The sequence below is a fragment of the Shewanella sp. BF02_Schw genome, assembly GCF_014596695.2.
Taxonomy (GTDB): Bacteria; Pseudomonadota; Gammaproteobacteria; order Enterobacterales; family Shewanellaceae; genus Shewanella.
This window is the reverse complement of sequence record NZ_JABKAW020000002.1, coordinates 795,451-822,166: the sequence shown is the minus strand read 5'-3', so window position 1 is coordinate 822,166 and position 26,716 is coordinate 795,451. Positions and strand designations below refer to the sequence as shown.

Sequence of the window (26,716 nt, the reverse complement as noted above, 5' to 3'; positions counted from 1 at the left end):
GTCCTTAATGTGTATTGTTAGAATAATCAAATATGCGCCACATAATACTATGTGACGCTGTCAATTTGTTGTTATTAAGGAATAATATTTCCATTATGTTGATCAAATAGATCAGCATGACTGGTTCCTGGCGATGGAGCAGGGTTGACGGTTGCAGTATCTACAATGAGTGCACCATCATTAAGTAAACCATTAATGATCACTCCGTCTGTGGTGCTACCGTATTCTTGCGACAGATCTACACCATCCAGAACAATAACTTGGTCAATACTACCATTATGGTCGGCATCGATAGAAATTGTCGTGCTGCCATTACTGAACGAGAAATCTAAGTAGTTATCTAAATCGCCGTTCTGTTCATTCTGCAATAAATCACTGATATGAAGGGAGTCATTATTGACTTCGAAGTCTTTAATCGTATCGGTACCAGTATCGCCCTTAGACCATACAAAGGTATCGTTACCCAAGCCACCAATCAGAGTGTCATTACCTAGGCCGCCAATAAGAACGTCATTACCTTCACCACCATAGATAACATCGTTGCCACCTTGGCCAAACAGAATATCGTCACCAATACCGCCATCAAGAATGTCGTTACCATCATTTTGGTTGTTGATATTAAACTCATTTACATGGTCACGAATGTAATCATGCACTGCTCTTACATCAACATCACCAACATTTTGGCCCGTTTTATCTGCAACATAGGTTTGTAAAGCGACATACCCTTGCTCTGATGAACCGCTAAATCGAACTAAGTCACCAAAGATAATGTCATCACCTTGGTTCCCGACAGTATTGTCGTCACCTTGTGATTGTAATGTCTCAGAACCTGTGATGATGCTTGATAAATCAGATACATCAATCGACGCACGAACATTGCCGTCTGTATCGTATAGCTTCAAGTTAGCTTCATTAACAGTGGTGCCACCGTTTGCACTGGCTAAGCTGATTGCTTCAACTTCCGAAACTGCAGCGAGTAAGTTAAATGCATGTAGCGCCTGTGCGGTTGTATTTGTTCCATTGTCTGTAAAGCTTTTAACACTATTATCAGTGTTAAAGCTTAATTGGCCAATTTTAGCGCCTGTGTATGGTGAATACACTGCACCGCTAGCATTGACAATGACTTGACCATCTATGCTGATGACTTGGCCTTTAGAATAGTTATTAGAGGTCAACAAACTACTTAAGGTTTGATAGCTACTGGTCGTAACATCATAACTCATTAATACTGTTGAAGTATTAGTATCAATTGTTTGCGCATTTGGTGAACCATCAGTAATGAAGTAAGAAATATTATTTCCAACATTATTTAACACTGTGCTGCTAGTAAACCAATTTATTGCAGACTCAAAACCAGCTTCATAGTTAGTAGAACCACTCGCGCTCATTTTTGCTAATTCAGTAAGCAGTGTTTGGACCGCATTTGAGTCGTCCATATTTACTGAAACAGAGTAATTTGAGCCTGATGCAAAGTTAGTCAGTAACACATTTACAATACCGCTATGAGAGCTTGTTGCGCTATTTGCTAGAGACTCAAATACCGCTTCCAATTGCGTTTTAGCTTCAGCAATAACACCGGACATACTGCCTGAAGTATCAAAAATAAAGGCTATATTGTAATTTTCTCCAGCAACAATCTGTAAACCTTGTTGATCACTGACAATAATATCGTTATTTGGCGTTCCTTTAATCACGTCATTACCCGGATTGCCGTTATAACTGACATAAGTGGAGCTAGCGTCAGCTTCTCCAACAATGTTAATCGTCACTGTCGCTGTGTCGGTAGCACCATATTGATCTGTTACTGTATAAGTAAAGGTATCCGTTGCAAGTTGCCCAGCAGTCAGTGCTTCAAATGAATCGTTTGTGTCATAAGAATAAGTACCATCACTGTGAATAGTTAGCAGTGCGCCGCTTGGTAATATAACTACCTGACCATCTGTAACTATTGAACCATTTACTCCAGTTAGAGCAAATGTGTTTCCCTGGGCATCAGAGTCATTATTAAGTAGACCTTGACTCGTGTTCGAAATGGTTAATACGCCATCTTCTGACACTAAGTAGGTTCCCATAATAGCAGGACCAGATGCGGCAACATTTGTCAGGAAATAATCAGATGAGTCAGTTAATGCTGCGCCACCATTTGCTTCACTAATGGTTTTAGTTGCTTCAAATACCAGTTGGTCGAAGACAATATTACCGGTATCAATACTGAAAGTACCTGCGTCACCTGAAGTCGTCTTAAACGTTTCACTTGCAACTAATTGACCATTGTAATAAGCCTTCCAAACACCTTGTTCACCATTATTTTCATTAGAGAACATGTTTGAAACACTAAATGTCGCCTTATTAACTAAACCATTAAAGTCAATCACAATTGATTCAGATGTCGCGGTAGCTGAATCATATTCGATTTGTCCGGCAATTTGGTCTGAAGTTCGTGGTGAGCCTGCGACACCGAGTTTGTTAGTACCAGATTCAATGTTAACTACACCCATTGAGCCATCAGCTGTACGAGCTGATATTTTCATTAAGCTCTGGCCGTTTGATTGAGGAATTGTCCAAGCGTTAGTTGCACCTGAAGTCACACTAAATGATGTACCAGGAAGGTCATCATTAGCATCAACATTGTTAAGATCAAAAGTAACAATTGCGGTATCAGTTAAACTGCCATCACTTGTTTTAACCGTTAAATTAATTTGGCTGCCATTGTCGTAGTCAATTTTAGTTGTGTCATTAACTGAAATTACGCCAGTTTGAGCATTAATGATAAATGCACCATCTTCACTTATTAGACTATTTGATCCATTAGCAAGCACAAAAGAATAAGACAACGTGTCACCGTCTATATCAGTATCATTTCCGGTATTCGCTTCGTTAACGTTATATACATTAGTGCCATTTGCAATGGAGTCATTGATAGTGGAGGTGTAATCGTCAATGACTGGGGCATCGTTCACCGGCGTGACCGTTAAGCTCAATGTTGAGGTGTCATTGGCGCCAGAGCCATCGGTTAAGGTGTACGTGACAACCGGCACCGCGCCATTGTAATTGCTGGCAGGGGTAAAGGTGTAAACGCCATCACTGTCCAGGCTAAAGGTACCGACACCGGCAATCACCACATCGGTTCCATCAGCGGTATGCACGGTTGCATCGCCCGCAACAGTAAAGGTGGTGACGGTAATCGGGCCATCCACACTGGTGCCGTCAATCACATTACCGGTCACTTCAGGGCTGTCTTCTGCAATGCTGCGGGTTTCATTGTTATCAGTGAAATCATCGTTCACCGGCGTGACCGTTAAGCTCAATGTTGAGGTGTCATTGGCGCCAGAGCCATCGGTTAAGGTGTACGTGACAACCGGCACCGCGCCATTGTAATTGCTGGCAGGGGTAAAGGTGTAAACGCCATCACTGTCCAGGCTAAAGGTACCGACACCGGCGATCACCACATCGGTTCCATCAGCGGTATGCACGGTTGCATCGCCCGCGACAGTAAAGGTGGTGACGGTAATCGGGCCATCCACACTGGTGCCGTCAATCACATTACCGGTCACTTCAGGGCTGTCTTCTGCAATGCTGCGGGTTTCATTGTTATCAGTGAAATCATCGTTCACCGGCGTGACCGTTAAGCTCAATGTTGAGGTGTCATTGGCGCCAGAGCCATCGGTTAAGGTGTACGTGACAACCGGCACCGCGCCATTGTAATTGCTGGCAGGGGTAAAGGTGTAAACGCCATCACTGTCCAGGCTAAAGGTACCGACACCGGCGATCACCACATCGGTTCCATCAGCGGTATGCACGGTTGCATCGCCCGCAACAGTAAAGGTGGTGACGGTAATCGGGCCATCCACACTGGTGCCGTCAATCACATTACCGGTCACTTCAGGGCTGTCTTCTGCAATGCTGCGGGTTTCATTGTTATCAGTGAAATCATCGTTCACCGGCGTGACCGTTAAGCTCAATGTTGAGGTGTCATTGGCGCCAGAGCCATCGGTTAAGGTGTACGTGACAACCGGCACCGCGCCATTGTAATTGCTGGCAGGGGTAAAGGTGTAAACGCCATCACTGTCCAGGCTAAAGGTACCGACACCGGCGATCACCACATCGGTTCCATCAGCGGTATGCACGGTTGCATCGCCCGCAACAGTAAAGGTGGTGACGGTAATCGGGCCATCCACACTGGTGCCGTCAATCACATTACCGGTCACTTCAGGGCTGTCTTCTGCAATGCTGCGGGTTTCATTGTTATCAGTGAAATCATCGTTCACCGGCGTGACCGTTAAGCTCAATGTTGAGGTGTCATTGGCGCCAGAGCCATCGGTTAAGGTGTACGTGACAACCGGCACCGCGCCATTGTAATTGCTGGCAGGGGTAAAGGTGTAAACGCCATCACTGTCCAGGCTAAAGGTACCGACACCGGCGATCACCACATCGGTTCCATCAGCGGTATGCACGGTTGCATCGCCCGCAACAGTAAAGGTGGTGACGGTAATCGGGCCATCCACACTGGTGCCGTCAATCACATTACCGGTCACTTCAGGGCTGTCTTCTGCAATGCTGCGGGTTTCATTGTTATCAGTGAAATCATCGTTCACCGGCGTGACCGTTAAGCTCAATGTTGAGGTGTCATTGGCGCCAGAGCCATCGGTTAAGGTGTACGTGACAACCGGCACCGCGCCATTGTAATTGCTGGCAGGGGTAAAGGTGTAAACGCCATCACTGTCCAGGCTAAAGGTACCGACACCGGCGATCACCACATCGGTTCCATCAGCGGTATGCACGGTTGCATCGCCCGCGACAGTAAAGGTGGTGACGGTAATCGGGCCATCGTCACTGGTGCCGTCAATCACATTACCGGTCACTTCAGGGCTGTCTTCTGCAATGCTGCGGGTTTCATTGTTATCAGTGAAGTCATCATTCATTGCAGTGATCACCGGAGTGTCACTGTCTTGGCCGGTTAAGCTGCCATCAGAAACGGTTAAATCAACCGCCGGCAGCGTGCCGCCGTTGTTAACCAAGTCAGCACCCGCTTGGGTTAATACCACTTCGCCGTTAACCAACGCGTAGTAACCGTCGTCATTGCTGCCAGGAGTAAAGTCAACCGTCAGTAAATCGCCGTCTTCATCAAAGGTGGTGTAGGTTGCTGCCACATCGCCATCAACGACGCTGTTTTCAGTAAAGTCATTGGCGACCACATCAATGGTAGGCGCATCGTTGGTCGGAGTGATCACCGGAGTGTCACTGTCTTGGCCCGTTAAGCTGCCATCAGAGACGGTTAAATCAACCGCCGGCAGCGTGCCGCCGTTGTTAACCAAGTCAGCACCCGCTTGGGTTAATACCACTTCGCCGTTAACCAACGCGTAGTAACCGTCGTCATTGCTGCCAGGAGTAAAGTCAACCGTCAGTAAATCGCCGTCTTCATCAAAGGTGGTGTAGGTTGCTGCCACATCGCCATCAACGGCGCTGTTTTCAGTAAAGTCATTGGCGACCACATCAATGGTAGGCGCATCGTTGGTCGGAGTGATCACCGGAGTGTCACTGTCTTGGCCCGTTAAGCTGCCATCAGAAACGGTTAAATCAACCGGTGGCAGCGTGCCGCCGTTGTTAACCAAGTCAGCACCAGCTTGGGTTAACACCACTTCGCCGTTCACCAACGCGTAGTAACCGTCGTCATTGCTGCCTGGGGTGAAGTCCACCGTCAGTGTATCACCGTCTTCATCAAAGGTGGTGTAGGTTGCGGCCACATCGCCATCGACGGCGCTGTTTTCAGTAAAGTCATTGGCGACCACATCAATGGTAGGCGCATCGTTGGTCGGAGTGATCACCGGAGTGTCACTGTCTTGACCGGTTAAGCTGCCATCAGAAACGGTTAAATCAACCGCCGGCAGCGTGCCGCCGTTGTTAACCAAGTCAGCACCAGCTTGGGTTAATACCACTTCGCCGTTCACCAACGCGTAGTAACCGTCGTCATTGCTGCCAGGGGTAAAGTCAACCGTCAGTAAATCACCGTCTTCATCAAAGGTGGTGTAGGTTGCAGCCACATCGCCATCGACGGCGCTGTTTTCAGTAAAGTCATTGGCGACCACATCAATGGTCGGCGCATCGTTGGCTGGCGTTACTTCAATGGTTAATGTTGCTTTTTCACCAGTGTTAGTCGTGTAAGTAATAACAGGAACGGTACCGTTCCAGTTTTCATTCGGAGTGAAGGTATAAGAGCCATCTTCATTGATGATTAGCACACCACCCTCAAGCGTGACTTCAGTGCCTGCAGGATAGGTCTGGCCGTCAACTTCAAATGTCACCACGCTTAAATCTGAATCAACATCACCGTCGTTATCTAATACGTTACCCGTTGCTACACTGTCTTCAGCAACAGTATTGGTGTCGTTGACCAAAACGGACGCATCATCAACTGGGGTGATTTCAATAGTTAATGTAGCGGTAACACCAGTGTTAGTCGTGTAAGTAATGACAGGAACTTGACCGTTCCAGTTTTCATTTGGGGTGAAGGTATAAGAGCCATCTTCATTGATGATCAGTACACCGCCATCTAGTGTGACTTCAGTGCCGGCAGGATAGGTTTGGCCGTCAACTTCAAATGTCACCACGCTTAAATCTGAATCAACATCACCGTCGTTATCTAATACGTTACCTGTTGCTACACTGTCTTCAGCAACAGTATTGGTATCGTTGACCAAAACGGACGCATCATCAACTGGGGTGATTTCAATAGTTAATGTAGCGGTAACACCAGTATTGGTGGTGTAAGTAATAACAGGAACTGTACCGTTCCAGTTTTCATTTGGAGTGAAGGTATAAGAGCCATCTTCATTGATGATTAGCACACCACCCTCAAGCGTGACTTCAGTGCCTGCAGGATAGGTCTGGCCGTCAACTTCAAATGTAACGACGCTTAAATCTGTGTCGGCATCGGTGTCATTAGCTAACACATTGCCAGAAGCAACTTGATCTTCGCCGACTGTAATAGTGTCATTTAATAATACTGATGGGGAATCATTTTCAGTAAGAGCTTCTTCTTGAATGACTGCTGTTGGGGCAGCAGCTTGTCCGGTTGTGTCGTAGCCAGAATCCGCAAGTGTTTCGTCACCATCTCTTGTTACAGCAATATAACCAAAATCACCTTGGTTGGCCGTTGGGGTGCCAGCCGCGGTTTCTGGTAAATCTGCAGTTGGGTCTTCTCCAGACGCAATCAATGCCTGTAAAGCTTCGATTTCATCTAAAGCTTGTTGATCTGCTACTTGTTCAACTACTGTATCATCGATGTTATCGGCTAATGTATTAATCGATTCGTCATTAGGAATGTTAGCGCTATTAAAAATAGTGCCGTCATCAAACGTAATCACGAAACCAAGGTTATTACTGCTGGCAACTATTGCACCAGTCGGCACAACTTGACCGAGTTGTAGTTCCTTAGTTTCATTGTTAATCGTTATTGTTACTGAACCTTCCGAAGCAGAAAGTATTCCATTTTTTGACGTAGTCATTGATCCCATTTGAAGCTCCCAACAGCTTTAATACACTTATAATACCAATACATTAATATGCATAATATATGCTTAATTAAATACTAGTATTAACATTAAAATTAATTTAGACACAATATGTTAATAATATCATCCGCTGCTAAAGTAGTCAATTTTTTGACGTTGTACCAACGTTAAATATATTATTGAAGATAGAGTTATAAAATAGATAAATACCACAGAGCATAAACTGATACCACACGTTTCTCCGTCATAAAAAGTTCACAATTACGGATTAGCTCTGCCACCATTATATCGGCAGATATAACATAAAATGAACAAATTGATGACAAAAAAGCCTGCAAGATTGCAGGCTTTGGATGTGTACAAAAATAATACTTATTGTTTACAGAATATTAGCTGCATTGCGATAGCTATGAGCCGCTGTCGAATTTTCGCCTAACTGTTCTTGTGCTTGGGCTAAAGCCAGCCATGATTGATGGGTTGGTGCTATGCGACATACATTTTGCCAATGAATTTTGGCTTGTTTAGTATCCCGACTCTGAATCGCTAGTCTTGCAAGGCACATTTGATAGTCAGCATCATTTTCATGAGTGGTTTCTAATTTACTGAGTAATTTACGTATATCTTGATCTTGAGCGGTAATTAAATCAGGTATTGCTGTAAATAACGCTGCTGATGGCGAAGCATTGAGTTGTTTATTAATTAACTTTAGCGCTTGATCTTTATGACCATACTGAACAAGTCCATGAGCATAAGCTAATATAAGTTCATCCTCTTTACGTTCTGACTTATTTAACCAATGCCAACATTTAGTTAACTCAGCTTCAGATACTTTTGCTGCATTGATCATTAAAATACTGTTGGTCTTAGTATTTAATTGGTTGAACTCTGTTTCAGCTAATAATTGACGCTTTTTAAGAATTGGTAACAACAACTTCAATGCCTGCCAATCGTGTTGTTGTTGATATAATTCTTGTGCCAATTTAAGCACTGGGGAGCTACTTTTGCTTGTAGGGTTCAGCTTATCTAATATTGCACGGGCCTTAATCAGTTCACCTTGTTTCATTAAATAACGGGTACGCGAAGTATAAACCGCTGTTTTTGCAATTGGGTTTTTCTCAGCTTGAGTTAAATAATGATCGCGAGCTGTAATATCACCTTGATAGTGTGCCGCTCTAGCTGCTGCAAATAGATTTAATACCGGAATTTCACCTTTTTCAGCCCCTTTTGCCATGGCTTTTTCTGCTGCTGACCAATCTTCTTCTGCCAACGCTAAAGCGCCGATTAACGTATGTTTTTTAGCGGCTTTTCTTCGCCATTGCTCAGGAAGATATCGGCTACTTAATACGATATTTAATAACAAGATGATTAACCATTCGAGTAATTGCAGCGCAAAATAAAACACAATTAAGCCAACAACACCTGTCACTAAGCTGGTTTCTATCTGATAGTCACCCATCGCGATGTAAATGTAACCGCTTTGCCCAATAATGAGTGGACTAAGACACAGTCCAATTAAAATGAGAACAACATAAACTAGCGTCTTAATCATTGCGTAGGCTCCCCAGTAGGCATAATTTCACCATAGATAACCAGTTGCTGCAGTAGTGGCGATGCTTGAAATTTATTGAGGGTAATCTTCTCGATGTTAACTTTGGCAAGCTTATCTAAAGACGCAATCATTGTTTTGGTCTTTGGATCACTTAAGTCAAAATACTGTTGTAACCACTTGTCTGCTAATGAAATAGAGTGTTGATAATTCAGTTGATCAAATCGGTACAATGCTAATTGTGCTTGCAATAATTTGTTGCGAATATTTTCGACCAAATACCATTGCTGCTCAGGTGATAATAGTGGTTCTAGATCAGTAGTCCGTTTACGGATAGTGATGAATCCATCAGTTAAATCGTGCCAAGTTCGGGCCAAATTCTGTTGCCAGTCATCAATTGAATCAGTTACTTGTTGAGTGCTTTTATTGTCAGCAAAATTTTCATCAACACGATTTAATGGTAATTGTGTTAAGCCATCAATAAGGGTATCTAAGTCAAAGATAGTATTGGTGATGTCAGTCGTTTTTAATGCTTTAACTTTGGTGATGTCATCTGCTAACGCTTTGCGTAATACTGTTAATGCAGGATCTTTCATCGCACTAATGCGTTCATCTGCCGATTGTAATAAACCAATAGCGGTTTGTGGATCGTTTTCTAACCACAGTTTTCTACCCGCCATGCGTACAAGGTATTCAGCTTCTGATGCCATCCAATGGTTAGGGCTGCGCTGTGCAATCACCGCAACACGCTCTTGCAATTGTTTATTCGACTGCTGCAGTTGGGCTAATTTCGCATAAGCTTTGGTATCATTCAGTTGTTGTTGCTCTAACGTGCCAATGCGTTTATTCGTTGCCATTGCCGTTTGCTGTAATTCATATTTTAACGATTTATTTTGGGTTACTTGCTCAGAGATATTTTGCCCTAACTGAGTTTGGCCATTACTTTGTTGATCCAGTTGCAAATACAGCCAATAACAAGCTGCAATAGCCACTATTGCTACGAGTAAACTGAACAGTACTCCAAGACGGATCCACCAAGAACTAGGTTTCGCTTTGCGTCGACTATTATTTACAGGTGAATTAGCAGAGGAGTTTGCCTGGTTATTATTGGTTTTGCTGTCAGCAGATTTTTGGCTGGTTGCATTGCCTTTTTTGGTCTGTGCCGGTTTTTCTACAGGACTTGGTGCAGGAGAAATTACTTTCTCATCCTTGTGAGCTGGCGGGTTTGGATCTTTTTTATTGTTTTCCATGAACAGTCCTTGAAAGCAAAAATACAACCAATAAAAGCAATATTAATAAATGCGTGTCGATGCAAGATAACAATACAATAACAAATTATAACGCAAGACTCGCTAGTATAGCTTGAGTATTTGCTCCATTTGCATTGGTAATGTGGCTTAAGCCCATTGCTTTTGCTTGTAATTCGACGCGATTACTGGGGACTATAATATGACATGCACGTAGCCATGCAAATAATTCTTTTGGTACAAGCTCAACTAAGTTGGATAATATTTCACCGCTGGTGACAACGATGGTGTCAATTCCAAACGATTCCCACTGCTGAGTTATCGCTTTAGCGTCAAGTTTTGGTATGGCTCGTTGATAGACTTGCCAATAGTTAACATTGGCGCCTCGCAGTCGTAACTGCTCCGCAAGTGTTTCTCGTCCGCCTAAACCCCGAACAATGATAAATGACTGTTTATCGACATTCTGTAATTGAGCTAGCGATAATAAACCTTCACTATCTTGATTGTCTTCAGGTGAGGTAAAAGCATTGATATTGTATTGAGCTAGGCTATCTGCCGTAGCTTGACCTACTGCAAAATAACGACAATGAGTCGGAAATTGTTGTTGTAATTTTTGCGCAGCAAAGTCCACTGAATTAGTGCTAATAAATAGTAAGTTGTCAGTGTTATTTAAGTGGATAGGATCGAGTTGTTCTGTGGTTTCTACAACCGATAATAGCGGAGTAACAAGATAAGCAACGTCTCGCAGCGAGAGTTGCTCTTCCATTGCTTGATTGCGCCCTTGTGGGCGCGTTAACAAGACTTTCATGGTCTGTTATCTTGATGACACAAGATTAACTGGCATACACGGCATCTAAAATAGTTTTAGCACCGCGACTCAGTAAATCCTCTGCAAGTGACTCCCCAAGTGCAACCGCATCGGTTTTAGAGCCGGAGACAGTACCTACAATTATTTGGCTGCCATCAGGATTACCAACTAAACCTCGTAGAGTTAAGTTATCACCGTTTATTTCAGCAAAAGCACCGATAGGGACTTGGCATCCGCCTTCTAAACGAGTATTCATTGCTCGCTCAGCAAGTACTCTATAACGGGTTTCTAAATGTTCAAGTGGTGCTAATAACGTTTTAACGCGCACATCATCAGTACGGCACTCAATTCCTACGGCACCTTGGCCATTAGCAGGCAGTGATTCTTCGGCAGAAATAAAGTTAGCGATACGTTCCTTTAGCTTTAAACGAATTAATCCGGCGGCTGCTAGAATAATTGCATCATAATCACCGCTGTCTAGCTTGGCTAAACGGGTGCCGACATTTCCGCGTAAATCTTTGATAACTAAATCAGGACGAGCAGCTCTAATTTGGCACTGACGGCGTAAACTGGATGTACCTACCACCGCGCCTTGTGGCAATTCGCTGATAGATTTATAACTGTTAGACACAAATGCATCACGCGGGTCTTCACGTTCACATATAACTTGTAAACCTAAACCTTCTGGAAACTCTACCGGTAAGTCTTTCATTGAGTGCACTGCAATATCGGCACGATTTTCAAGCATGGCAACTTCCAGCTCTTTAACAAACAGGCCTTTGCCACCGATTTTAGCTAAAGGAGTATCTAAAATGACATCACCTTTAGTACTCATTGGTAATAACTCAACGGTTAGTCCAGGATGAATACGCTCAAGCTCAGCTTTAACAAATTCAGCTTGCCACATTGCAAGTGGACTTTTACGTGTTGCGATACGAATTATATTTTCAGACATGGTAGTAGATCCATCAGATAGCCTCATTAAGGTAATGCTATCATCGCTCAAGCTTTGATGTAACAAATCGATGGTAATTGTTTGAAGTGTGTAGGGCTTATTTTTGATTACTATTGTTTGTTAGTGACGAGTTAAACAAAAACAAATGTTGCGACGATCACTATTTAAGCAAAAGTGTGATCTTGATTGGCAATAATGGCCATTAACGGTTAGTCTTTTATAATGAGTAGTTACCAGATAATTGCATTAGAGAAAGAAAAAGGAAGTCAGCCTTGACCGATAAAACGGCACATTATCAAAAGGATTTAGCTGAAAAACTAAATTGCACCAGATTAGCTCGAGCACTTAATGTACTTACTAATTTGCAGCAACATTTATTTCATCTTATTCCCTTCCTAATACACCATAATCAAATTGATGTTCCCGGTATTATTGATCCTGACACACCGTGTGGTGTCCACTGTTTTATTTTATCAGATGCGATAATTTCAGCATGTGATTTCTTATCTTTATCTATTCCTGAGACGAACCAGACAAGTGATTGTGTTTTTGAAGGCGTATATGCCATGGGAAGCACCGCTAGTTTTGGGCAGAACCCACAAAGTGATGTCGATATATGGCTGGTTTACAATAGTCAATTGACTCAAGAGCAGCTTAAATTAATTGAATATAAGAATAAACTCATCAGTGACTGGTTTGCAGGTTTTGAGTTTGAAGTGAACTTTTATCTGGTGCATCCGATGCAATTTAGAGAATGCAGCGCATTTGATAATTGTCAGCCAGTAGGATTAGAGCATAGTGGCAGTAGCCAGCACTGGCTATTATTAGAAGAGTTTTACCGTTCTCACATTCGGCTCACAGGTAAAGTTGTTGCTTGGTGGCCCGATGCCGACAGTCAAAATACAGAGTCTGATGTCAATTTACTTTATCTTGGCGATATCAATTCTTTGCCAGCGGCAGAATATTTTGGCGCCTCATTATGGCAACTGTATAAGGGGCTTAATAAGCCTCATAAAGCATTATTAAAAGTGTTGTTGCTGGAAACTTATGCTTCGGAATACCCCCATACAACACTGATTACCCAACAACTTTGGCAATATTGTGAACAACAAGATTTTAGTGTTGATAACGATGCTTACTTACTGCTTTATCAGCGTATTGAAGCCTACTTGGTTGCTCAAGGTGATGACAATCGTTTAGAAATTGTCAGGCGTTGTTTTTACTTAAAATCGGGTGTCACGTTATCGTGTTTATCACCTCATAGTGCAGCGGACTGGCGGGTAGAAAAAATTAGCTCTCTGGTTAAGCAGTGGACATGGAGTCATGAGTTGGTGGCCACATTGGATAATAGCCCTCATTGGCATGCAGGTCAGTTAAAATGGTTCAATCAGCAACTTAGTGAACTGTTATTAGTCAGTTATAAGAATCTATTAAAATTTGCTTCAAAACAAACGCTAAGCGAACGTATGCGGGTTGAAGAATTAGGCTTGTTGGCGCGTAAATTACACACTTATTTTAGTGAAGATGAACATTTATTACAGCCTCTGAACCGCTTGTGGAGTTTATCGACTGCTGAAAAATCGTTGACTATCTTTCATTGCAAGCAAGCATCACGTTTTTATCTATATCGTCAAGCTTATATTGAACAGGATCCGTCTCAAGCTGTTGTGCGCAATCAAGGAAATGAGTTCGATAATCATCCCATTCACGATGCGGATAATATATGCAGTTTAGTTGCCTGGTCAGTGTTGAATGGACTCGCAACGATAGAGACTAAATGGTTTCAAGTTGGACGAGGCAAAAGGCGGACTGATAAATTAAGTTACCTAACGCGTAAACTTATCCCTGTTATGCACAATGTACCAACGGTCTATAAGCGTGATTTATGTGAACCATGGTGCTATCAAAAAATTGTGTTGATTACCAATATGGATAAAGATCCGACCACTCAATTGAATGAACAAGAACTGATGTTGGAACATGTTAATGCCAACATTCTATCCTTCGGCCAGACAAAAATTAGTATGTTGTCATCGGTGGCGGTTGTTTGTTTAAACAGTTGGGGAGAATGGCAGAGTCATCGTTTTAATGGGAAAACCGCATTGCTCGAAGCGATTTCATTTATTATTTTGGGACTAAAACGTTCAAATGAGCAAGTTGATTTATCAATTATTAGTTGCTCGGCAAAATTAAAACAACCGATTTTTAATCAACTTAAAACCTTACTATTACGTTGTTATGGTTTAATGAAAAAGGTCAATCAGACAAATACATTGATGCATCCGATAACGATAGGCGATCAACATTATAGTATGCATTTCAATTCACTAGGTATGATGTATCGTAAAATTGATTCCACAACAGGTACAGAAAATCTTAATTCGTCTGTGTTGCCGTATGCTGATTTAGCTGACCATTCCCATTTGAATGCGCCATCGGTGATCCAAAAGTTCATCGCCATGGGGGCGAAGCAGTATTTTTTACGCGAACGTCTTCAAACGCTCGATGTGTTCATTGCAGACGAGCATAATCAGCTTGAGCATTTACAATACCAACACACTAGTATCAATGATTTTGTTGCCAAAGAAAGTCATTTGTATGTATTCGACGAGCAAAAGCAACGATCCCCTGTGTTTAATATGCCGCAGTTTTTTCAGCTTGTGGATATTGAAGGCAAGTTAACGGTAATACCTTTTGGTTTGTCAGTAGATGAGATGGGCTCAGCATTTTAAGCAAAAGCCCAATCTCAATGACAATTAAATGACTCACTTAGTGCTATCACACACTAAGTTCTTACGAGGTTTATGCGTTTATCTCGAGCAAAATGCCACTTTGTTTATTGATGGCATCAATCACAAAAGACATAAATTCCAAGCCATTACGGGTATCTAACCATTTACCATCTTTGTAATTAAAGTGATAACCACCTGATTTTGTCGCCAGCCAAATTTCATGAAGAGGCTCTTGTTTATTGATGACGATTTGCGAACTGTCTTCAAAAGCCAGCTGTAAAACATTGCCACTGGCGTTGATATCAACATCGGCATCTTGCTCGTCAATCGCTTTTTCTACCGCGTTCTCTATTTCGCCAAACATTTCATCGGCTAATCGATGAAACTCAGTATCTGTAATAGCCATGTATTTCTATCCTTTGCTTTCTGCGTTATGAATGCGATTATAAGACCATTATTCACTAGATGCACAGATGTTGAAAAAAATGAGACTGCTTTTATTTATTATGCTTGCTAGCCTATTCGTAACCGCATGTGGTCAAAAAGGCGTTTTATACAAAACTCCCGAGCCGGTGGCCAATAAAGTCGCCCCAAAACCTGCTAGCACTGATGTGCTAAAGCAAACTGAGGAACTCGACTCTCAACCTTCAACTTCACAACAAGAATAGCATTTATAAGGGACCGCATTTTGGATTACTTTTCATATCAAAATAATTCACTATTCGCAGAAGACTGCGATGTAGCAAAACTGGCCAACACTCACGGTACGCCGTTGTACATTTATTCTCGTGCCACATTAGAGCGCCATTGGCATGCTTTTAATAATGCCGTTGCTGACCATCCGCATCTTATTTGTTATGCAGTGAAGGCGAATTCAAACCTTGCGGTATTAAATGTATTGGCTCGCTTAGGCAGTGGTTTTGATATTGTCTCTGGCGGTGAACTCTCGCGTGTGCTGCAAGCTGGCGGCGATCCTAAAAAAGTGGTTTTCTCTGGTGTGGGTAAAACCGTTGCCGAAATGGAGCAAGCTCTGAATATTGGCATTTACTGTTTTAATGTCGAGTCGAGTGCCGAACTTGAACAACTTAATGACGTCGCGAGGCGCTTGGGTAAAGTGGCACCAGTTTCATTGCGCATTAATCCAGATGTTGATGCCGGTACGCATCCATATATTTCAACAGGTCTTAAAGAAAATAAATTTGGCATTGCCATGGAAGAAGCCGAAGTGGTGTTTGCCCGTGCAGCAGAATTAGTCCATTTACATGTTAAAGGTGTGGATTGCCATATTGGTTCACAGCTCACCGAAATAAAGCCATTTTTAGATGCTATGGACCGCATGCTTGCATTGATCGATCGCTTAGGCGAGTTAGGCATTCAAATTGAACATTTTGATGTGGGTGGCGGCTTAGGGGTAACATATAACAATGAAACTCCGCCACATCCAGACGTATATGCTGCAGCATTACTTGATCGCTTAAATGGCCGTAAATTGAAGTTAATTTTTGAACCAGGTCGTGCCATTGCTGCCAATGCAGGGATTTTCGTCACTCAAGTGCTTTATCTGAAAGAAAATAGTGATAAGCGTTTTGCCATTGTTGATGGTGCAATGAATGATCTTATTCGCCCATCGCTGTATAGCGCATGGCAAAATATTATTCCGGTACAACAAAATGACGCGCCAACCTTTGCTTATGATATTGTAGGTCCAGTATGCGAAACGGGTGACTTTCTGGGTAAAGACAGACAGTTAGCGGTTAAATCAGGCGACTTATTAGCGATACGCTCAAGTGGCGCTTACGGTTTTGCGATGGCCTCAAATTATAATTCTCGCCCAAGAGTGGCTGAAATTATGGTTGATGGTGGTAATGATTTTGTTGTTCGTCAGCGTGAAACGCTAGAGCAACTTTGGCAAGGCGAACATTTATTGCCATAGGCAGTAAGCTAGCGGCATAACGTTTTATAAGGAAACTTTTGTGATCCATTTCACTAAGATGCACGGACTGGGTAATGACTTTATGGTCGTTGATGGCGTAACACAAAATGTGTTTTTTTCGCCTGAACAAATTCGCCGTCTTGCCGATCGGAATTTTGGGATTGGTTTTGATCAACTTTTGTTGGTTGAGCCGCCTTATGATCCAGATTTAGATTTCCATTATCGTATTTTTAATGCCGATGGCAGTGAAGTTGAACAGTGTGGCAATGGTGCTCGCTGTTTTGCTCGTTTTGTTCGCAATAAAGGTTTAACGCAAAAGAATAAAATTCGCGTGAGCACTAATTCGGGTAAAATAACTTTACGCATTGAGCGCGATGGTAACGTGACCGTTAATATGGGCGTTCCCGTTATCGAGCCAAGCCAAATTCCATTTAAAGCTAAAAAAAGCGAAAAAACCTATTTATTGCAAACGCCGATGCAAACTTATTTATGCGGTGCCATTTCAATGGGTAATCCACATTGTGTGATTGAAGTGGAAGACGTACAAGCCGTTAACGTAGATGAAATTGGCAGTAGCTTGACTCGTCATGAGCGCTTTCCTAAAGGCGTGAATGTTGGCTTTATGCAAGTGATTAACCCTGGGCACATTAAGTTACGTGTGTATGAGCGCGGCGCCGCAGAAACCTTAGCATGCGGTACAGGAGCATGTGCCGCGGCAGCGGTTGGGCAATTGCAAGATAAGCTCGATAAACAGGTGAGAGTCGATTTACCAGGTGGCAGCTTAATCATAAATTGGGAAGGCGAGGGTAAGCCGTTATGGATGACCGGACCGGCAGAACATGTATATGATGGACAAATACAACTATGAGTGACATTACCTCAAAAGCCAGTGTGACTAATGTGGCCGCTGACAATACGGTTAGCAGCGAACAAGCAAAAGATATTAATTCAATTGGACAAGATCTTGGCATCGACATGATGGCTAGCTTACAACAAGTTCCGTTTGATGAAATGTTGATCCGCGAATACTTATTGGATAATCCTGACTTTTTTAATCGTTATCCTGAGTTATTAGTGGCCATGCGTGTACCGCATGCGGAACGTGGCGCGGTATCATTAGTTGAACGTCGACAAGAATTGTTGCGTCAACGTGTTAGCCAGCTAGAAGAAGAAATTACCTCGTTAATGAATATCGCCACTCATAATGAGAGAATATTCAAATATAATACTGAGTTGTCGTTTAAAATGCTTGCGAGCCAAGATTTGGGTGAGCTGCGTTTAGTGTTGTCAGAAGGATTAAAAAACGAGTTTGGCTTTAGTCATGTCAGGTTAATTACTGTGCACGATATCGACAGCGAATTAGCTAAAATTTGGCGTCATCGGGTTCAAAGTGGTTATTATTTTGGCCGGTTAACTCAATCAGAATCTAAACGTTTGTTTGGTAGTGAAGTTGGTTCTGTGGCATTAACTAAATTATCTGATGAAAATGGCCAAGTGATATTTGCTATAGCCAGTAAAGACCCAACGCATTTCCATCCTGATATGGACTCATTGTTATTCAGTCAGTTGCGTCGTTTATTAGATCATATGTTGCCGAAAATGTAATCGTTAAGCTATGTGTTTTAAATGAGCATTTTTCAACGATGAAATAAGCTCAAATGACGGCGGTCTTGGTCGTTACAATCTGGGAGTATCTTGATGAAGCCAACTGACTGGCAAGCGATATTTAGCCAACATTTGTCTTCAGAAAGACAGCTCTCTGCTTATACCGTACGCAACTACCTGTTTGAATTACGTCGTGTCGAAGACATGTTAGCTGAATCAACTCAACTGATTGACGTTAGCCGTGATCAGCTGCAAGCAGTACTGGCTACATTACACCGTAAAGGGCTGAGTCCCCGTTCATTATCTTTGTGTTTATCTGCCTTAAAACAATTTTTTGATTTTTTGCTGCGCGAAGATGCTGTCACCGTAAACCCGGCACAGACGTTAAGCGCACCTAAACAAAATAAACCCTTACCGAAAAATATGGATGTGGATGCTGTCAGCCATTTATTGTCCATAGAAGGTGATGATCCTTTGAGCTTGCGTGATAAAGCCATTATGGAATTATTTTATTCAAGTGGCTTACGTTTAGCTGAGTTAGCCAGTTTAGATTGCGTTGACATTAAGTTTGATCAAAGCGAAGTTAAAGTGATGGGTAAGGGCAGTAAACAGCGTGTTGTGCCCATTGGCCAAGTGGCATTAACCGCGATCAAAACGTGGTTGAATTGCCGTAACCAGTTACCTTGTGTAGAAGCTGGGGATGCGTTATTTGTTAGCAGCCAAGGCAAGCGATTGTCTCATCGTAGTATTCAAGCGCGTATGGCTAAGTGGGGCCAAGAACAGGCCATGGCGGTAAAAGTTCACCCACATAAGTTGCGTCATTCGTTTGCAACTCATATGCTTGAATCAAGCCAAGATTTACGTGCAGTACAAGAGTTACTCGGTCATGCGAACTTATCAACTACACAAATTTACACCAGTTTAGATTTTCAACACCTTGCTAAAGTGTACGATAACGCGCATCCAAGAGCGAAAAAAGACAGGGGGAAATAATGACTTTGCAATTGCCTAAAGCTTCGATGATCCAATATCAACGCCTACAACCTTTTAGCGCGATTAGTTTTGATTTAGACGATACACTCTACAATAATCTTCCTTATGTAATACATGCCAGTGAGCAGCTGTTCTCGTTAATTAATCAAGCCTATCCTGCCACTACTGCATGGGATACCGCTCAATGGCAGCAACTCAAACATGCACTGTTCAAACTACACCCAGAGTTAGCTCATGATACCAGTGCAGCACGCTATGCCATGTTGCATCAAGGTCTTTTGCACTTTGGTTATAGTGAGACTGAAGCCAGCCAAGGTGCACAAGATGGCATGACATGCTTTCATCATCATCGCAGTGATTTTACTATTGATGATAACGTGCTGGGATTACTAGAACGCCTAAGCCAACGGTACCGACTAATCGGCATCACTAATGGTAATGTCGACACCCAGCGCATTGGGTTAGGTAAGGTGATGCAGTTTGTGCTACATCCTGGCCATGGGGTTAAAATGAAACCTGCCGCCGACATGTTTAGCCTTGCTTGTCGTCAATTAGATATTAAGCCGTCGGCGTTATTGCATGTGGGCGATCATCCGTTGTCTGATATCGCTGGAGCTAAAATGGCGGGTTGTCAAAGTGCGTGGCTAAACCCATGTATGCAGCAACGGCATAAAAAGGCGCAACCAGTATTACCGCATATCGAGATTAACCAATTAGATTTACTGCTTCAGTTGCTTTAGCTTCAAATCGATACCGGCTTTTAAGCTCATTTGTTCAACTTGCTCACGGCTCGCATGCATATCGGCATCGCCCACTCGAAAATAGGTACCGCTGTAAGGATCGGTGCCAACATAGATGGGCCTGAGTTTTACATCCACGCAGGGCACATGGATACGAATCAGCTTTTTAGCCATAATTTCGATAATTTGTACGTCGGTAGGCGCTAAAATATTGTGACTGATTTTTTTCGGGTCATGTAAAATTGCCCAAATTTCACTGAGCATCGGCATCGGATTAATAATTCCCTCAATCGTAAAGTCACCTTGCTGCTCTTTTACCCCTAAAATAATTTCCCCGCCTAAGGTGTTGGCAAAAGCACTGTAGCTTTCCCACATGCCTTCGGGCAACATTCCATTACCATCTCTTCCACCTGCTAACTTAAATTCAACTTGGGCAGATTCATGTAAGTTTGCTATGTCGTCTAGGGCAAAGGTTGGGTAATGATGAGGTGACATTTAGGCTCCATATTGAAGTACGGTAAACTCATTATGTACTGTATGAAGTTTCGCAAAAAAAAGGAAGCAAATCCGTAAGGATGATCTCGAAGTTGCTTCAAAATGGGGAACCTAGGAGGATTATAGTGCTAAAGCTTTTGGGAATAATAAAGTGTTTTCAATCTCTATATGGATTTGCAAATCGGCATCAAATTCAGCCAAGGTGCGATAACACGCTTGCCACGTATGGCAAACACCTGCAGGTGGCGTGTAGTTATTGGTTAAGTTTCGAATGGTTTGCAACATGTGGTCTGCATTATCGTGTTCATGCAACATCATGTTGATAGGATTACTAATATGACCAAAGCATCCATCAACAGTTTTGCCTAAGCTGAGCGATTTAATCGCCGGAAATAAAATGCGTTCTTCTTTCATTAAGTGCGGCATTAATTCGGCAATTAACTCATTAACCGCATGTGCCAGAGGCTTTATCTCGCTGTGATCATCACCGTGTGCGCGAACCATTTTATCTGTGTATTCCACTAATAATGGGGCGGTTTCACGAATGTATTGATGATGAGTCGCTTCAATATGATCTATCAAATCAATTAATGATAAGTGCTGTAATGCGGGTGCTGCTTGTTCGGTTAACATGGCAATTCCAAAGGTGCACATAATTTACATGTATTTTATGTGCATCTTTAACAATGCTCAATTTATTCACCACTAATCTGTTAGCTAACTCACACATTAATCGAAAATTGATACGTTATTGAGTACAAGACTCGCCTTGCGCCAAAGTGCTTAGCAGTACTTTTGAACTGACTTTTTGTTGCTGTAGCATACCGCCGACTCTTAATAAGCTATCTTGCCAACACACTAACCCACGGTGATCCATGCTTGGCTGCGATAGTGTCTGCGGTGCGAGCCACTGCTTGGTAGCCAAGTCGAATCGATAACCATAGGAGTTTGGTTCGCTAGGTTCACCGTTATAACCAATACCTGAATAGTTATACGGATTATCACTTCCGCCTAAAAATACAATTTGGCCACCAGTTGCTGTTTTAATCCCGGTAGCTGCCATGCGGTAATGAGCCGTAGCAGTTGCAGCAGTGTTTGATTCCGCTATGTTTGCTATTGATGGGTTGACGTTTGATTCAGTTATTGTAGATTTACTTACGTTGATATTAGCCGCGACAGAGTAATGCGGCAGTAATTGCCAATCAATTCGCAAATGATTATCTGGATTGACCTCACCATACAAACACACGGGTGATGCTTGGTAACTGCGGCGCGCGTTGATATTAGCTTGTACTTTTACGCCGTCGCACAACACCAGCTGATGACCTACCATTCCTACTGCTTGACCAAATACAGCCGGTGCTGGTATTGGGCTCGCTTGAGCCCAAGTGTTGGTCTGGGTGTCATACACTTGGACTAAATTGACGTTGCCGTCGTTGTGCCAGCCGCCAAATAAATAGATGTAACGCTGTTGATATGCTACTGCAGTGGTGTCATCAACAGCCACTGGCATGTCGGCAATACGAGTATATTGATTGGTCTTAATCGAGTATTGGTAATTATCAATTGTGCTAATTTCGTCATGATTGTCGGCCACGGTATAACCGCCAAACACATACGCCTTATCGTTAATGCCAATCGCAATCGATGCCAGCCTGCCCGCTAAAGGCGCAACATGAGGTACCGGCTTAATAGTTTGCCATTGGGCATTAGGGGTGTTTAAATTTAGTGCCCATGCCTTGTTATGTACAGCTTGATAATCTTTAGCTTTACCTAGCCCCATAAAGCTCAACAAGTAAGTGTGTTTATCGCTTTGCACCAACGCTATTGCGTTGTTGGTTACCGCTTGTGGCAATGGTGTTATATCGGTTGCTGCTGCATAAGCTGGTGTAGCAACAACTATTAATCCTATCAATGATCCTGCTAACCTACCCAATGTTGAGTTAATCATAGCGATATTGTGGTTAGTCGATTTTGGTCGTTTAACGGAGATACGAATGCGCAAAGAGAGTTGCTCGATTAGGCGAGACATTGTGTGTGAAATCCTTTATGTGCTTTATGGATAGCAATAGAGTGTAAACCAATTTATGGTTTTACTCCTGTGCCCATGCGTATTTCGATGACCTTTTCAACGCGCGATGGCGTGGTTATTAGCCCGCTTTGTTCGACAATAATAAACCAATCGTAACCTTGTTGCTCAGTTAACATTGATGCTTGTGTTAATGCGTAAGCATCGATATTGGTTTTATTTTTACTGACAATATTGAGCATAAAATAATTGTCAGTTATTTTATGCTCAATATAGCGATAGCCATCTGCTTGAGTATATTTGACTCTAGGTGTTGTATTTACACAACCGCCCACTAGCGTAACGAGTAATACCGCGACAATGGCGCCAAGTTTATACATGTCCATAACCTTTTAGGTAAAAATTCATAGCGAATTAGTCTGTTAACTTGCTAAGTATTTGCTGTTCTTGTGCTGTTGTTAATGGCGCGCCAACCATAATATTGTCGAGTAAGCTATCAAGTGCAGAACCGCCGCTAGCTGTTTGGTATTCAGCTTGCTGATCTTGGCTAATAGTATATTCAATATTAGCGACTTGTTGCCATTGCCCCTGCTGCTGACAGGCAATATTTTCGCTACGCAGGCTTAGGTCTTGCAAACCATACTGGCGACAAAAATCTCCCTGTTGATTATAAAAACTGAGTTGAATAGACATGATGCTGTCATCATCTAACAATGCAATAACACCGCTTGGTAAATGCGTTAGTTGTTCTGTTATGGTTGGGTCTATGCCTGCCGTTGTGGTATTGGTCAGTAGTGGCGTGTCTAGTTGATATACGCCATAACCCGCTATTAGCGCGATAACCGCAACTGCTGCAGCATAATGTTGCACCTGTTGCTGTGCTTGGCGCCACCAAGGAAAGGCTACAATGTTACTCTCTGTAGCGCTAGGCTCTTCAAACGGTGCACTAGGCGTTTCAAGTAGTGTGCTAATGGCTTTTGGAACGGGCTGTTGGTCAATGGCTTGATAGAATGTTTGTACCATAGGATCAACCATTGCCAGTTCTGCTAAACGTTCGGCAACCGCTTCATTATCGGCAATCGCTTGCCTGACTTGTTCCATGTCTTGCTCTGGTAGTTCTGCATCTAAAAAGGCTGATAAGGTTTCATCGCTGAGGTTCATGCCATGCTCCCGTTAGGTTGTTTAAAAAAGCTGACCATGTTGGATCGAGCTCTTGCTAGGCGGCTCATGATTGTTCCTGTTGGAATGGCGAGTATCTCAGCCGCTTCACTGTAGCTCATGCCTTGTACAGCAATTAACGATAATACTTCACGCTGATCATCAGACAAATTGTTCATCGCGCTATTCATCTCACCTAAGGTGATATCGTTAATGATGTCCGCTTCACCGTCGGTGTAATTTTCTGCCTGCAGTTCTGGTTTACTGGTGGCTAAGGTGCGTACTTTTTGTGAGCGATAATCATCAATCCATTGATTTCGACATATCTTAAAGGCCCATTTAGCTAACAGAACATCTTCCGGTGGCGGCGATTTAAGTATCCGTAATAAGGTATTTTGCACCAAGTCATCGGCATCATGCATTGAGCCCGTTAATGAGTAGGCAAAGCGTCTTAATGCTGGTAGCAGTAGGATTAATTCGGGTTTCATATTTAGGGTATACTCCTCTTTACCCTGATAACGGTTCAATGGGCAAAGTTATTCCAACATGGAGGGAATTTTTTTTGTTGTCAGACGTTTTTATCTTACACACTATCAGCGCAGGTAGATAAATCAATGAGAACAATGACAGCATATTCACTCGCATTACTGAGTTTAACCCTCATACCTTTAGTGTCTTACGGGCAATTATTGTCTGTGCCAGCACTTCCTGCTGCAGTGATAGATAAACTCGATCAAAGCGTAAGCCGAAGCGCCGAGCGCTTACAAGCACTGAAGCAGCAACGTTTGCTGGAGCAGCAATTACAGCAAACATTAGCGCTAAAGGCGACATTGTTAGACCCCTTATTACAGTTGCCTGCTGTAGTGCCTGTGCTAAATAGCGCAGGTCAGCCTGTATGGAACGATATTGAAGTTGAACATGGTTTACGCGCCGTTGAGCGTGAATGGCTATTGTTAATATCCATAGCACAATGGCAACAGCTGTTAACGACGACTCCTGAGCTGGAAATGTATGTGCAAAGCCGCACTGAACTGGCAATGTTAGGCTTACAGTTGGTTAAAATACAAGTACCGATCGAGCTTGATAGCGTTGATGCATTACGCTATACCTTACCTACACTACTGGCACCTTATTTAAGCCGAAATTATATATACCAGTCGCAAGCGGCTAATCAAGCAAACACAGTTACGGATGCGCAGGCGAGTACTGAAACGGCTATCCAAGTAGGCAAAGCGACAACGGATCAGATAACGGCAGTGCAGCAAGTGGTTTCAAGTGAAACGACAGCGATGTGCGATAGACCGATAAGATTAGGCATGATAGATACCGCGATTGTGCCCCGGCATAAAGCGCTGCATATAGCCGAAGATCGCTTAGTATTGATCCAACAAAATTTTCTTACTGATGATATCCCATCTTCATATAGTCACGGAACCGCAGTGGCAGGCGTATTAGCGGGTAACAATGATCAACTTAAGCCGTTGTTACCGTCATTAACCTTATACAGCGCAGGAGCCTTTTATGCCCAAAATGCGTATCAACAAGGGGCTACACTCGACAGTATCTTGCAGGCGTTAAATTGGTTAGTAGGTCAACAGGTGCGGGTGATCAATATGAGTTTGACTGGACCAGATAATCCAATATTACATGAAGTCGTATCTCGTTTAGCTGAAACAAAGACCATTTTAGTGGCTGCAGCAGGTAACGGTGGGCCAGCCGCTAAGCCATTATATCCAGCTGCATATTCAGACGTTATTGCCGTCACTGCGGTAGATAAACAGCTGGGATTATATCGTTGGGCTAATCAGGGGGATTACATTGATTTTGCGGCGCAAGGAGTAAAGGTGTTGACTACCCGAGCAGATGGAAGCGTGGGTATTGAAAGTGGCACTTCAATGGCCACGCCCGTTGTATCGGCCAAAGTGGCCTGTATGCTGGCTGCAACACCAGAGCTGCTATTGGAGCAGGTGTTGCTGCAATTACAGCAGCAGGTGATTGATTTAGGCGCACCAGGTAAAGATCCACAATTTGGTTATGGGGTAGTAACACGCCCTTAAAAACTGGCTTGTAACATCAGTCCTGCTCGTGTTTCATCATAATCTGCACTGGTCAAGATTGACTGATAGTAACCATATTCAACGGATGTCAGCAGCGCAAAAGTGGAATTAATATTTAACTCCCACTTAGCATCAATGTGTTGATGTATATCGTTACGTTTATTATCGTTAATGGCCAAAGCATAATCTCTTTGAGTTAATTTCATTCCTAGTTGAATTTTTTGTACAACGTGCCATAAATCAAATTGATTAGACAAGCGGATATTCATACTTTTAGCGCGATAGCTAAAGGCTTTATCAAGTGTATCTTCATCCTCATAAGTTGCGCCTAATGAGATAAAGCGTTGGCCCTGTTGAAAAAACCAAAATGAATCGATATTAGCACTTTTATTGCTAGCATCACGCGATTCAAACTGAGCAAAATCTTTGTCGGCATACACTACACTGGGACGAATAAACCAGCTGTCGCTAAGATTATGCATGGCATACACGCTAAATTGGTTGAGCGCTAAAAAATCGCTGCCATCTAAATCAGCTTGAGCCAGATAGACACTGCTGCCCAGTGTTAGATTATCAAAGGCATAGCTCGCATCGATAAAAGCCAGCTGTAAGCGACTGTCATAAGCACTGGCATTTCGATAGCGTTTGTCATTAATACTATAGCCACTGTCTAGGCGGACATTGTCGCTAACTTGCCAAGCTGCATCGATTTCTCCCTCTAAAACCGTCGCCGTATCCGACTCACCACTGGCTTGTTCAAGTTCACTGATGTTGACGTTAGACTGGTATTCCATACCTGCTTTTAGCTTACCGTTAACGGATAGGGTTTCTGCCGCTACTCCCATATGAGCGCAAGCCAGCAGAAATAATGTACAGGTAACGCGAGAGTGTAAAGTCATCATAA

At 42.9% G+C, this 26,716-nt stretch carries 20 protein-coding genes and 1 pseudogene; 8 read left to right on the top strand and 13 right to left on the bottom strand.

What is annotated here, in order from left to right; translation table 11 throughout:
* Nucleotides 1-74: 74 nt before the first annotated feature.
* The 5 genes from HNW13_RS11935 to hemC all read right to left on the bottom strand — a co-directional run bounded on the left by HNW13_RS11935 (nucleotide 75) and on the right by hemC (nucleotide 12,070).
* Nucleotides 75-7,517, bottom strand: coding sequence for a retention module-containing protein (locus tag HNW13_RS11935; protein ID WP_208062859.1), 7,443 nt, complete (start codon nucleotides 7,515-7,517; stop codon nucleotides 75-77).
* Between the two features lie 376 nt (nucleotides 7,518-7,893).
* Nucleotides 7,894-9,063, bottom strand: coding sequence for a heme biosynthesis HemY N-terminal domain-containing protein (locus tag HNW13_RS11930; RefSeq protein ID WP_192115370.1), 1,170 nt, complete (start codon nucleotides 9,061-9,063; stop codon nucleotides 7,894-7,896).
* Nucleotides 9,060-10,310: a uroporphyrinogen-III C-methyltransferase gene (locus HNW13_RS11925; RefSeq protein WP_192115371.1), complete on the bottom strand. Its 1,251-nt coding sequence runs from the start codon at nucleotides 10,308-10,310 to the stop codon at nucleotides 9,060-9,062. The genes HNW13_RS11930 and HNW13_RS11925 overlap by 4 nt, the downstream gene beginning before the upstream one ends.
* A gap of 85 nt (nucleotides 10,311-10,395) precedes the next feature.
* Nucleotides 10,396-11,115: a uroporphyrinogen-III synthase gene (locus HNW13_RS11920; RefSeq protein ID WP_101086285.1), complete on the bottom strand. Its 720-nt coding sequence runs from the start codon at nucleotides 11,113-11,115 to the stop codon at nucleotides 10,396-10,398.
* Nucleotides 11,116-11,140: 25 nt separating this feature from the next.
* On the bottom strand, nucleotides 11,141-12,070 hold the full coding sequence (hemC, locus tag HNW13_RS11915) for a hydroxymethylbilane synthase (RefSeq protein ID WP_162022194.1): 930 nt from the start codon (nucleotides 12,068-12,070) through the stop codon (nucleotides 11,141-11,143).
* A gap of 272 nt (nucleotides 12,071-12,342) precedes the next feature.
* Between hemC and HNW13_RS11910 the strand changes: the two genes are divergently transcribed.
* Nucleotides 12,343-14,802: a class I adenylate cyclase gene (locus HNW13_RS11910; RefSeq protein ID WP_192115372.1), complete on the top strand. Its 2,460-nt coding sequence runs from the start codon at nucleotides 12,343-12,345 to the stop codon at nucleotides 14,800-14,802.
* A gap of 70 nt (nucleotides 14,803-14,872) precedes the next feature.
* On the opposite strand, the gene cyaY is transcribed toward HNW13_RS11910, so the two are convergent.
* Nucleotides 14,873-15,208, bottom strand: coding sequence for an iron donor protein CyaY (cyaY, locus tag HNW13_RS11905; protein WP_101086282.1), 336 nt, complete (start codon nucleotides 15,206-15,208; stop codon nucleotides 14,873-14,875).
* A 67-nt stretch (nucleotides 15,209-15,275) separates the two neighbouring features.
* On the opposite strand from cyaY, the gene HNW13_RS23730 reads away from it, so the two are divergent.
* The 6 genes from HNW13_RS23730 to HNW13_RS11880 all read left to right on the top strand — a co-directional run bounded on the left by HNW13_RS23730 (nucleotide 15,276) and on the right by HNW13_RS11880 (nucleotide 20,073).
* On the top strand, nucleotides 15,276-15,470 hold the full coding sequence (locus tag HNW13_RS23730) for a lipoprotein (protein WP_101086281.1): 195 nt from the start codon (nucleotides 15,276-15,278) through the stop codon (nucleotides 15,468-15,470).
* A gap of 20 nt (nucleotides 15,471-15,490) precedes the next feature.
* Nucleotides 15,491-16,735 (top strand): diaminopimelate decarboxylase, encoded by a 1,245-nt coding sequence (lysA, locus tag HNW13_RS11900; protein WP_162022196.1) that lies wholly within the window; start codon nucleotides 15,491-15,493, stop codon nucleotides 16,733-16,735.
* A 40-nt stretch (nucleotides 16,736-16,775) separates the two neighbouring features.
* Nucleotides 16,776-17,603 carry a diaminopimelate epimerase gene (gene dapF / locus HNW13_RS11895; protein ID WP_059747101.1) on the top strand — a complete coding sequence of 276 codons (828 nt, stop codon included), beginning with the start codon at nucleotides 16,776-16,778 and terminating at the stop codon, nucleotides 17,601-17,603.
* 110 nt (nucleotides 17,604-17,713) lie between these two features.
* Nucleotides 17,714-18,340: a DUF484 family protein gene (locus tag HNW13_RS11890; RefSeq protein ID WP_192115779.1), complete on the top strand. Its 627-nt coding sequence runs from the start codon at nucleotides 17,714-17,716 to the stop codon at nucleotides 18,338-18,340.
* 93 nt (nucleotides 18,341-18,433) lie between these two features.
* Nucleotides 18,434-19,333, top strand: coding sequence for a tyrosine recombinase XerC (gene xerC, locus HNW13_RS11885; protein WP_192115373.1), 900 nt, complete (start codon nucleotides 18,434-18,436; stop codon nucleotides 19,331-19,333).
* Nucleotides 19,333-20,073, top strand: coding sequence for an HAD-IA family hydrolase (locus HNW13_RS11880; protein ID WP_153009457.1), 741 nt, complete (start codon nucleotides 19,333-19,335; stop codon nucleotides 20,071-20,073). The genes xerC and HNW13_RS11880 overlap by 1 nt, the downstream gene beginning before the upstream one ends.
* On the opposite strand, the gene HNW13_RS11875 is transcribed toward HNW13_RS11880, so the two are convergent.
* The 6 genes and pseudogenes from HNW13_RS11875 to HNW13_RS11850 all read right to left on the bottom strand — a co-directional run bounded on the left by HNW13_RS11875 (nucleotide 20,053) and on the right by HNW13_RS11850 (nucleotide 24,243).
* Nucleotides 20,053-20,568 (bottom strand): ATP-binding protein, encoded by a 516-nt coding sequence (locus HNW13_RS11875; protein ID WP_011635938.1) that lies wholly within the window; start codon nucleotides 20,566-20,568, stop codon nucleotides 20,053-20,055. The two genes, HNW13_RS11880 and HNW13_RS11875, sit on opposite strands and share 21 nt — an antisense overlap.
* Nucleotides 20,569-20,688: 120 nt before the next feature.
* Nucleotides 20,689-21,150 (bottom strand): annotated as a pseudogene (locus tag HNW13_RS11870) (hemerythrin domain-containing protein); the annotation flags it as partial.
* A gap of 166 nt (nucleotides 21,151-21,316) precedes the next feature.
* Nucleotides 21,317-22,600 carry a kelch repeat-containing protein gene (locus HNW13_RS11865; RefSeq protein ID WP_243756250.1) on the bottom strand — a complete coding sequence of 428 codons (1,284 nt, stop codon included), beginning with the start codon at nucleotides 22,598-22,600 and terminating at the stop codon, nucleotides 21,317-21,319.
* Nucleotides 22,601-22,653: 53 nt separating this feature from the next.
* Nucleotides 22,654-22,977 carry a hypothetical protein gene (locus tag HNW13_RS11860; protein ID WP_192115374.1) on the bottom strand — a complete coding sequence of 108 codons (324 nt, stop codon included), beginning with the start codon at nucleotides 22,975-22,977 and terminating at the stop codon, nucleotides 22,654-22,656.
* Between the two features lie 34 nt (nucleotides 22,978-23,011).
* A complete protein-coding gene (locus HNW13_RS11855; protein WP_192115375.1) occupies nucleotides 23,012-23,758 on the bottom strand; it encodes a hypothetical protein in 747 nt (248 codons plus the stop codon).
* Nucleotides 23,755-24,243: an RNA polymerase sigma factor gene (locus HNW13_RS11850; RefSeq protein WP_192115376.1), complete on the bottom strand. Its 489-nt coding sequence runs from the start codon at nucleotides 24,241-24,243 to the stop codon at nucleotides 23,755-23,757. Before HNW13_RS11850 ends, HNW13_RS11855 begins: the two co-directional genes overlap by 4 nt.
* Nucleotides 24,244-24,369: 126 nt before the next feature.
* Between HNW13_RS11850 and HNW13_RS11845 the strand changes: the two genes are divergently transcribed.
* Nucleotides 24,370-25,812 carry a S8 family serine peptidase gene (locus HNW13_RS11845; protein WP_243756249.1) on the top strand — a complete coding sequence of 481 codons (1,443 nt, stop codon included), beginning with the start codon at nucleotides 24,370-24,372 and terminating at the stop codon, nucleotides 25,810-25,812.
* Here the strand turns inward: HNW13_RS11845 and HNW13_RS11840 are convergent.
* Nucleotides 25,809-26,714: a surface lipoprotein assembly modifier gene (locus HNW13_RS11840; protein WP_192115378.1), complete on the bottom strand. Its 906-nt coding sequence runs from the start codon at nucleotides 26,712-26,714 to the stop codon at nucleotides 25,809-25,811. The two genes, HNW13_RS11845 and HNW13_RS11840, sit on opposite strands and share 4 nt — an antisense overlap.
* Between the last annotated feature and the right edge of the window lie 2 nt (nucleotides 26,715-26,716).

Coding starts and splice junctions, on each gene's coding strand:
- HNW13_RS11935 (WP_208062859.1), bottom strand. CDS start 7,517: ATGGGATCAATGACTACGTCAAAAAATGGAATACTTTCTGCTTCGGAA.
- HNW13_RS11930 (WP_192115370.1), bottom strand. CDS start 9,063: ATGATTAAGACGCTAGTTTATGTTGTTCTCATTTTAATTGGACTGTGT.
- HNW13_RS11925 (WP_192115371.1), bottom strand. CDS start 10,310: ATGGAAAACAATAAAAAAGATCCAAACCCGCCAGCTCACAAGGATGAG.
- HNW13_RS11920 (WP_101086285.1), bottom strand. CDS start 11,115: ATGAAAGTCTTGTTAACGCGCCCACAAGGGCGCAATCAAGCAATGGAA.
- hemC (WP_162022194.1), bottom strand. CDS start 12,070: ATGTCTGAAAATATAATTCGTATCGCAACACGTAAAAGTCCACTTGCA.
- cyaY (WP_101086282.1), bottom strand. CDS start 15,208: ATGGCTATTACAGATACTGAGTTTCATCGATTAGCCGATGAAATGTTT.
- HNW13_RS23730 (WP_101086281.1), top strand. CDS start 15,276: ATGTTGAAAAAAATGAGACTGCTTTTATTTATTATGCTTGCTAGCCTA.
- HNW13_RS11890 (WP_192115779.1), top strand. CDS start 17,714: ATGGCTAGCTTACAACAAGTTCCGTTTGATGAAATGTTGATCCGCGAA.
- xerC (WP_192115373.1), top strand. CDS start 18,434: ATGAAGCCAACTGACTGGCAAGCGATATTTAGCCAACATTTGTCTTCA.
- HNW13_RS11880 (WP_153009457.1), top strand. CDS start 19,333: ATGACTTTGCAATTGCCTAAAGCTTCGATGATCCAATATCAACGCCTA.
- HNW13_RS11875 (WP_011635938.1), bottom strand. CDS start 20,568: ATGTCACCTCATCATTACCCAACCTTTGCCCTAGACGACATAGCAAAC.
- HNW13_RS11865 (WP_243756250.1), bottom strand. CDS start 22,600: ATGTCTCGCCTAATCGAGCAACTCTCTTTGCGCATTCGTATCTCCGTT.
- HNW13_RS11860 (WP_192115374.1), bottom strand. CDS start 22,977: ATGTATAAACTTGGCGCCATTGTCGCGGTATTACTCGTTACGCTAGTG.
- HNW13_RS11855 (WP_192115375.1), bottom strand. CDS start 23,758: ATGAACCTCAGCGATGAAACCTTATCAGCCTTTTTAGATGCAGAACTA.
- HNW13_RS11850 (WP_192115376.1), bottom strand. CDS start 24,243: ATGAAACCCGAATTAATCCTACTGCTACCAGCATTAAGACGCTTTGCC.
- HNW13_RS11845 (WP_243756249.1), top strand. CDS start 24,370: ATGAGAACAATGACAGCATATTCACTCGCATTACTGAGTTTAACCCTC.
- HNW13_RS11840 (WP_192115378.1), bottom strand. CDS start 26,714: ATGATGACTTTACACTCTCGCGTTACCTGTACATTATTTCTGCTGGCT.